The sequence below is a fragment of the Candidatus Cryosericum odellii genome, from assembly GCF_003570935.1.
Lineage (GTDB): Bacteria > Caldisericota > Caldisericia > Cryosericales > Cryosericaceae > Cryosericum > Cryosericum odellii.
This window is the reverse complement of the sequence record NZ_QXIU01000055.1, coordinates 1-6394: the sequence shown is the minus strand read 5'-3', so window position 1 is coordinate 6394 and position 6394 is coordinate 1. Positions and strand designations below refer to the sequence as shown.

The 6394-nt window shown below is 57.0% G+C and carries 6 protein-coding genes; 4 read left to right on the top strand and 2 right to left on the bottom strand.

The window, feature by feature from the left end:
• The 4 genes from SMC5_RS02170 to proC all read left to right on the top strand — a co-directional run.
• The coding region (locus SMC5_RS02170; protein WP_133299144.1) for a P-loop NTPase family protein at positions 1-354 on the top strand (354 nt) is incomplete at its 5' end.
• A complete protein-coding gene (gene mce, locus SMC5_RS02165; RefSeq protein WP_119119410.1) occupies positions 351-761 on the top strand; it encodes a methylmalonyl-CoA epimerase in 411 nt (136 codons plus the stop codon). The genes SMC5_RS02170 and mce, both read left to right, overlap by 4 nt.
• A gap of 46 nt (positions 762-807) precedes the next feature.
• Positions 808-1980, top strand: a complete 1173-nt coding sequence (locus SMC5_RS02160; RefSeq protein WP_119119409.1) for a matrixin family metalloprotease — start codon at positions 808-810, stop codon at positions 1978-1980.
• 47 nt (positions 1981-2027) lie between these two features.
• Entirely contained in the window at positions 2028-2840 is an 813-nt protein-coding gene (gene proC / locus SMC5_RS02155; protein ID WP_119119408.1) for a pyrroline-5-carboxylate reductase, read from the top strand.
• Between the two features lie 28 nt (positions 2841-2868).
• Here the strand turns inward: proC and SMC5_RS02150 are convergent, their stop codons facing one another.
• A complete protein-coding gene (locus SMC5_RS02150) occupies positions 2869-3858 on the bottom strand; it encodes an HhH-GPD family protein (RefSeq protein WP_119119407.1) in 990 nt (329 codons plus the stop codon).
• Between the two features lie 148 nt (positions 3859-4006).
• The gene (locus tag SMC5_RS02145) at positions 4007-6091 is read right to left on the bottom strand and encodes a stalk domain-containing protein (protein WP_119119406.1); all 2085 of its coding nucleotides are present in this window, start codon (positions 6089-6091) and stop codon (positions 4007-4009) included.
• Positions 6092-6394 lie beyond the last annotated feature (303 nt).

The following is a 6394-nucleotide window of genomic DNA, read 5'->3' as shown; positions in this document are numbered from 1 at the left end:
GCAGACCGTACGGCGACTCAGGTTGGATCTGTCCTGCAACTGTCGATGACGACGGGCTGGAATCCGCCTGTGCTCAAGGTGTCGGCCGAATTGAACACCGGTATCGACAGCGTTGTGGATACGATTGAACGACATCGCGCGCATCTCGTCTCCTCCGGGAAGCTGGACGTACTCAAGACACGGATGGCCAAGCTGGACGTGCTTGAGATCCTTAAGGCGCGTCTGGCAGACACAATGAAGCAGCAGCTGGACCAACCGGCCGTGCAGGTCGAGCTGGAAAAGGTCGCCAGCAAGCAGAGCGATCCATATTCGCTGGCAGACATCATCTTTGAACAAAGCTGGAGGAACACATGAACATCAAGAACATCGATCATATTGGAATTGTTGTTAACAACATCCAGGAGTCGCTGTCATTCTGGCAGACGTCTCTGGGTATCGAGCCGCATGGCACACAAGAGGTGCCTCAACAGAAACTGAAAACGGCGTTCCTGCCCGTGGGCGACACGGAGATCGAGCTGCTGGAGTCTACCAGTCCGGATAGCTCGGTCGCCAAGTTCCTCGAGAAGCACGGCGAGGGTCTGCACCACATCGCGATCCGAGTCGACGACATTGAAGCAGCTCTCGCGGAGCTGAAAACCAAGGGTATTAAGTTGATCGACGAGACGCCTCGCAACGGTGCGGGTGGAGCCCGGATAGCCTTTGTTCACCCCAAGGCAACGCACGGTGTTCTCCTTGAGTTGTGCGAGAGGAAACAGAAGTAGGGCAGGCGGGAAACAGACGTTCCGGTAGAATTTCAGGAGGAGGGTCGTGCTTATTTCTTGTCCTGAATGCAATACGAAGGTCAGCGACAAAGCACACGTCTGTCCGCACTGTGGATTCAGGATAGATACACTGACAAGATGTTCGGACTGCGGCAGACTGGTCCGGCCGGGTACTGCTGTCTGCCCTGGCTGTGGCTATCTGTTTGCCCAGAAAGCCGAGGAGGCCACGTTGCCCTCGGAAGAGCTGTATCAAGCTGATGAGCTTGCCTTTGTCGCGACACCAGACGGAGATGTCATTGTACCCCTGTCGCTCTCCGGGCAAGAAGAAGGGTCGTCCGAGCCCGGTCCGTCCGACAGGACTCATCCCGGCCGCCGTCCGCTCAAACTCGCATGGATGCGCAAGCTCATTGTTCCAGCCGTCTTGGCGCTCATCCTCCTGGTTGCGCTCAGGCCTCACCCACTCACGTACCATGTCGCAGCCATCGATCCACAATTCGGTATCTCCGAGAGCGAGGTCGAGTCCATCCTGCAGGATGCTGCGGGACGCTGGAATGTTGCACTCAAGAAGACTGCCATTCGCATCGACACAGGGACCAAGGGGAGTGCTATCTCGTTCGTCTTCGACTATCGTCAGGAATACCAGAATTCTGTGGCGGCCATCGACTCCCGATATTCCTATCTGGACTCAACGAACGTGGCGATTAGCCAGGAACGGAGCTCGCTCGACCTTGAGCAAAGTCGCGTCGATCGGGAATATGAGTCCCTCAACAGCGATATCACGTATTGGAACAGCAGGGGTGGGGCGACAGGGGCGACGTACGATTCCCTCATGGCGCGCAGAAAGACGTATAGTGCTGATTCGCAAACGCTTAAGCGAAACAGTACGACTCTCAACCAGGAGGTATCGACCTACAATGCGCACCTTGGAGAGTACAAGAAGACACTGGCCTTGGCGGAGGAGCAGTTCAAACTTGCCGGAGGATCGACGACTGAGAATGCTATCGGCATCTACGACCCGAGCGACTGTTCTATCACGGTGTATTCGTACTCTGATCCCCAACATCTGAGACTCATCCTCATGCATGAGCTGGGTCACGCACTTGGTTGTGGTCATACGAACGTCCAGGGTTCGATCATGTACCCCGAGCTGACAAGCGCCACAAGTCTGGCGAATCCCGTGCCAACGGCCCAGGATCTTGAGCTGGTCGGCGGCAATTGATATGGCTGATTGAGGGCAGTACGCAGCAGTCAGGAGGAGGTTAAGACATGAGTGACAGGACAAAAATCTCGTTTATTGGCGGAGGTGTCATGGCCAAAGCCTTCGTCGAATCGCTCCTGGCCAAGGGTATTGTGTCCGAGGACGACGTGATGGTCAGTTCTCGTAGCTGGGCTACGCTTGAGGTCATGCGCGAGCGACATCACGTTCACACGACGCTCTCCAATCATGAGGCAGTCCAGTTTGGGGACATTGTTTTCCTGGCCGTGAAACCCCAGAATCTCGAGCGTGTCTTTGCTGACATCAAGGGAGCCATGCGGCCGGAACAAGTTCTGCTGTCAATTGTTGCTGGAGTCGGTATCGAGAGGTTGAGGGAAGGTACAGGTCATGATCGTATCGTGCGATGCATGCCCAACACGCCCGCCCAGATCGGAGCAGGGGTGAGTGTCTGGACGGCCAGTTCCCAGGTAACGCAGGAGGGCCGGACGCTGGTTCGTTCGGTACTTGGCGCAGTGGGTCTCGAGATCGAAGTCGACGAAGAGCGATACGTGGACATGGCAACGGCAGTGAGCGGCACTGGGCCCGCGTACGTTTTTCTGTTCATTGAGGCTTTCATGGACGCTGCCGTGCATCTTGGGTTTCAGCGTGACATGGCGTTGGAGCTGGTGTTGCAGACAATGGAAGGCTCGCTCAAGCTCGCTCGGTCCAGTCAGAAAAATGCTGCCGAGCTGAAGAACTCTGTTACGTCGCCGGGCGGGACCGCTGCCGAAGCAGTCTACGAGCTGGAGAAGGCCGGGTTCAGGACAGCCTTGTCAAAGGCCGTCTGGGCAGCGTACCAGCGTACCCTCGCCCTCAAAGGCTGACCGCTGTTCGGCGGCTGATGCCGGAAAGTCAGGAGCGCAGTTGGATGCTGTCGACTGCCTGGTCGCGGTCGATAAGTCCATCGCGTTCGAGTGCGGCTACAATGTGTTCCAGCCAGGGCCCATCGGTTTCTTCTTCCGTCGGGAACAGGCGGGTCCTGAGTTCTGTGAGCCCCATTGTCTGATCAGACGGAAGGCCGCGCAGAAGCTCGATAATACGGCCACGCCAGATACGGTTGGGCTTGCCCCGATGAGAAGGTTCGGAGATGCGGGGTGGAACGGCTTCGGCCAGCCTGAAGGCTGAACGGCAGGCCTTGGTGACGGGGCAGAACAGACACCTGGGGGAACGTGCCGTACAGTACTGCGCGGCGATGTCCATACAGGCTTGATGCCACTCCGAACTGCGCCCGCGGGGATACACTTCACTGGCGACATGTAGCAGCTGGGATTCAGGCATGACCTCGAGCGTTGTCGTGAGTTGCCCGAAAAGTCGGCTGTATAGCCTCCGGGTGTTGACATCCAGAACGACGACGTCTCGGTGGAACGCAAATGAGAGGACGGCCGACACCGTGTACGGGCCGAGACCCGGAAGCGACCTCAGGTCATCGGCGGTGTCCGGGAGAAGTCCGCCAAAGCGCTCGACGACGGCGCGTGCGCAGTCTCGCAGCCGCAGAGCCCTGTTGTTGTAGCCCATGCCCTGCCACGCACGGATGATGGTCGCGTTGTCAGTAGCCGCGAGCGAGCTGAAGTCAGGATACTGCCGAAGGAAGAGGGGCAGTTTCTCCTGGATACGAGCCGTCTGAGTCTGCTGGAGCATCGTCTCGGAAACGAGGACGACATAGGGGTCGGGATTGGGGACTCTCCACACAAAACGACGCGCGTGAACCGCATACCAGCCCAGAACCATTGCTTGCACGCGTTCCACAGCGGTCAGATCGACTGAGAGATTAGTGCCTGCGCTCCTTCTAGCTTTTGGAGTGCCGGAAGTCTCGATGTGCGATGTGTCATCCGGGCGTTTCATGAATGTAGTATAGCAAGACAACCGTTTGCAGCGATAGCCCAGGCAACAATACTGGATAAAACAGCGTGGACCGCTTTGCCGGCCACGGCACGGAGAAAGGGAAACCCCCGGTCAGTCTTACTGACCGGGGGTTTCGTATCACTTCCTGTTACGGCGTGAACGTGATCGTTATCACGTGCAAAACCGCGTCCCATTGGACATTGAATGCCAGTGTTTCCGCGACAAATCGAAGGGGCAGAAGCGTTCTTCCAGCCCTGATGACCGGAACGACCTTGGGATTAGTGTCGATCTTGACCGACTTGCCATTCAGTTTCGCCACGTTCCTGCCGATCCACAGTTCCAATGTCTTGCCCTTCCGCACGATAGTGGCTTTCTGTGCTGGAGCATTCCAGGTGATGGTTCCTCCAGTCGCCTCGACGACTGCCCTGATGGGGAGCAGGGTGCGTGAATTGAGAATAATGGGGGTTGCATCCAAAGTGGCGGATTGCCCGTCCACATACATCGTCACATTGCCAACCCTCAGTTGGAGGACTCTCTTGGTCTTCCTGGCAAACGATGCGGTGATCTTCTTGTCTGCATTCATTGTTACTGTCACAGGATTCTTCATCCCCGTGAGAGATCCAGACCAGCCGGTGAAGGCATAGCCGGTGGCAGGACTCGCAGTCAGTGTCACCACAGTGTCAGTGGCGTACGAAGTGGCGTTGGGAACCCGGACGATCGATCCCCCGGCCGAGGGTGATATGGTGGTCGTGAATGCATGTGAGGGCGTAACACCGTACCGGAAGAGGCCACCCCCCCAAGTACCGGCATACAGGGCAGCGGGGACGTTGGTGTCAAAGGCAAGCGGCAGGATATACCGGGTGAAGACTCCAGTGACAACGGGTGTCCAGTGGTCACCTCTGTCTGTGGAGCGGAAAAGGCTGCCATCCTCAATGCCGGCATAGAGAGTAGTTGGCGTGAGAGGATCGATGGCAAGAGGACACAGGATCTGCCCATATGGAGGGGCACTGGGATTGGGGTTCACAGCGGTCCAGTTGCTGCCGCTGTCCGTAGAGCGATAGACGCCGCCATAGCAGTTGCCCGCATACAGGGTTGTTGGGGTGAGAAGATTGATGGCCAACGACCAGATCTGCTGCTCATAGACGCCGAGTCCCGTATTCGCCGCTGTCCAGTGGTCACCGCTGTCTGCAGAGCGAAAGATACCGACTCCATTGGTACCGGCATAGAGGGTGGTAGGCGTCAGAGGGTCAATAACAAGCTGGGTGACATGCTGATTCACGTCGGTGAAACTGATGTTCAGTGCTGTCCAGTGATCCCCACTGTCCATGGAACGGAAGATGCTGCTGGTATTGTTATCGGTACCGGCGTACAGGGTGGAAGGCGTGAGGGGGTCGACAGCCAGCGACGTAACAGACCCAATGGTATTGGCGAAACCAGTGTTTATGGGTGCCCAGATGTTGCCACTATCTGTGGACCGGAAGATGCTATTATTCTGTGTTCCAACATACAGGGTGGCGGTAGTCTTGGGATCAATCGCCAGCGATGTGACAACTTGACCGGTAATGCCTGCGTTCACTGTCCCCCAAGTCGCTCCACTGTCTGTGGATCGGAAGACGCCATACTCGGTCCCGGCATACAGTGTAGAAGGCGTGAGAGGATCGATGGCAAGAGGACACAGGATCTGCCCATATGGAGGGGCACTGGGATTGGGGTTCACAGCGGTCCAGTTGCTGCCGCTGTCCGTAGAGCGATAGACGCCGCCATAGCAGTTGCCCGCATACAGGGTTGTTGGGGTGAGAAGATTGATGGCCAACGACCAGATCTGCTGCTCATAGACGCCGAGTCCCGTATTCGCCGCTGTCCAGTGGTCACCGCTGTCTGCAGAGCGAAAGAGGCCGCTGCCGTTCGTACCTGCGTAGAGGGTGGAGGGCGTGACAGGATCAATGGCAAGAGCCATGACAGCCGGAGGTGCGCCAGCGAAACTGGTGTTCAACGCTATCCATGTGCCACCGCCGTCTACGGAGCGGAAGACTTGGCTGCCAGTGCTGGCATACACGGTGGTAGGAGTCTTGGGGTTGATAGCAAGAACGGAGACATTACCTCCATACAGTGGCAGTTGTGTCCAGATATACGTTTCTGCTGCCTGCGTGGCGGGCACGCCGACCAGCACACCCGAAAGGCTCAGGGCAAGGCACACAATCAGTGTCAAGACAAAGCGGACAGGTTGTTTCATAGTAAACGCCTCCTTCAGGATCTTCCTCTTGTTGCCAAGGTATCATACCACACGTGCGGGAAGACCGAGCGTTCTGTTCCTCGGACGGATGACGTTGGTAGCTTGAGTAGTGACGTAACATACGCCCACGTCCAGGCGGTGATACTGGATAGGACAGCGTGGACCGTGTTGCGGCCATGGCACGGAGAAAACGAAACCCCCGGTCAGTTTTACTGACCGGGGGTTTCGTATCACTTCCTGCTATGACGTGTATGTTATCGTGACCATCCGAGTGACCGCATTCCATTGGACGTCCATTGCAAG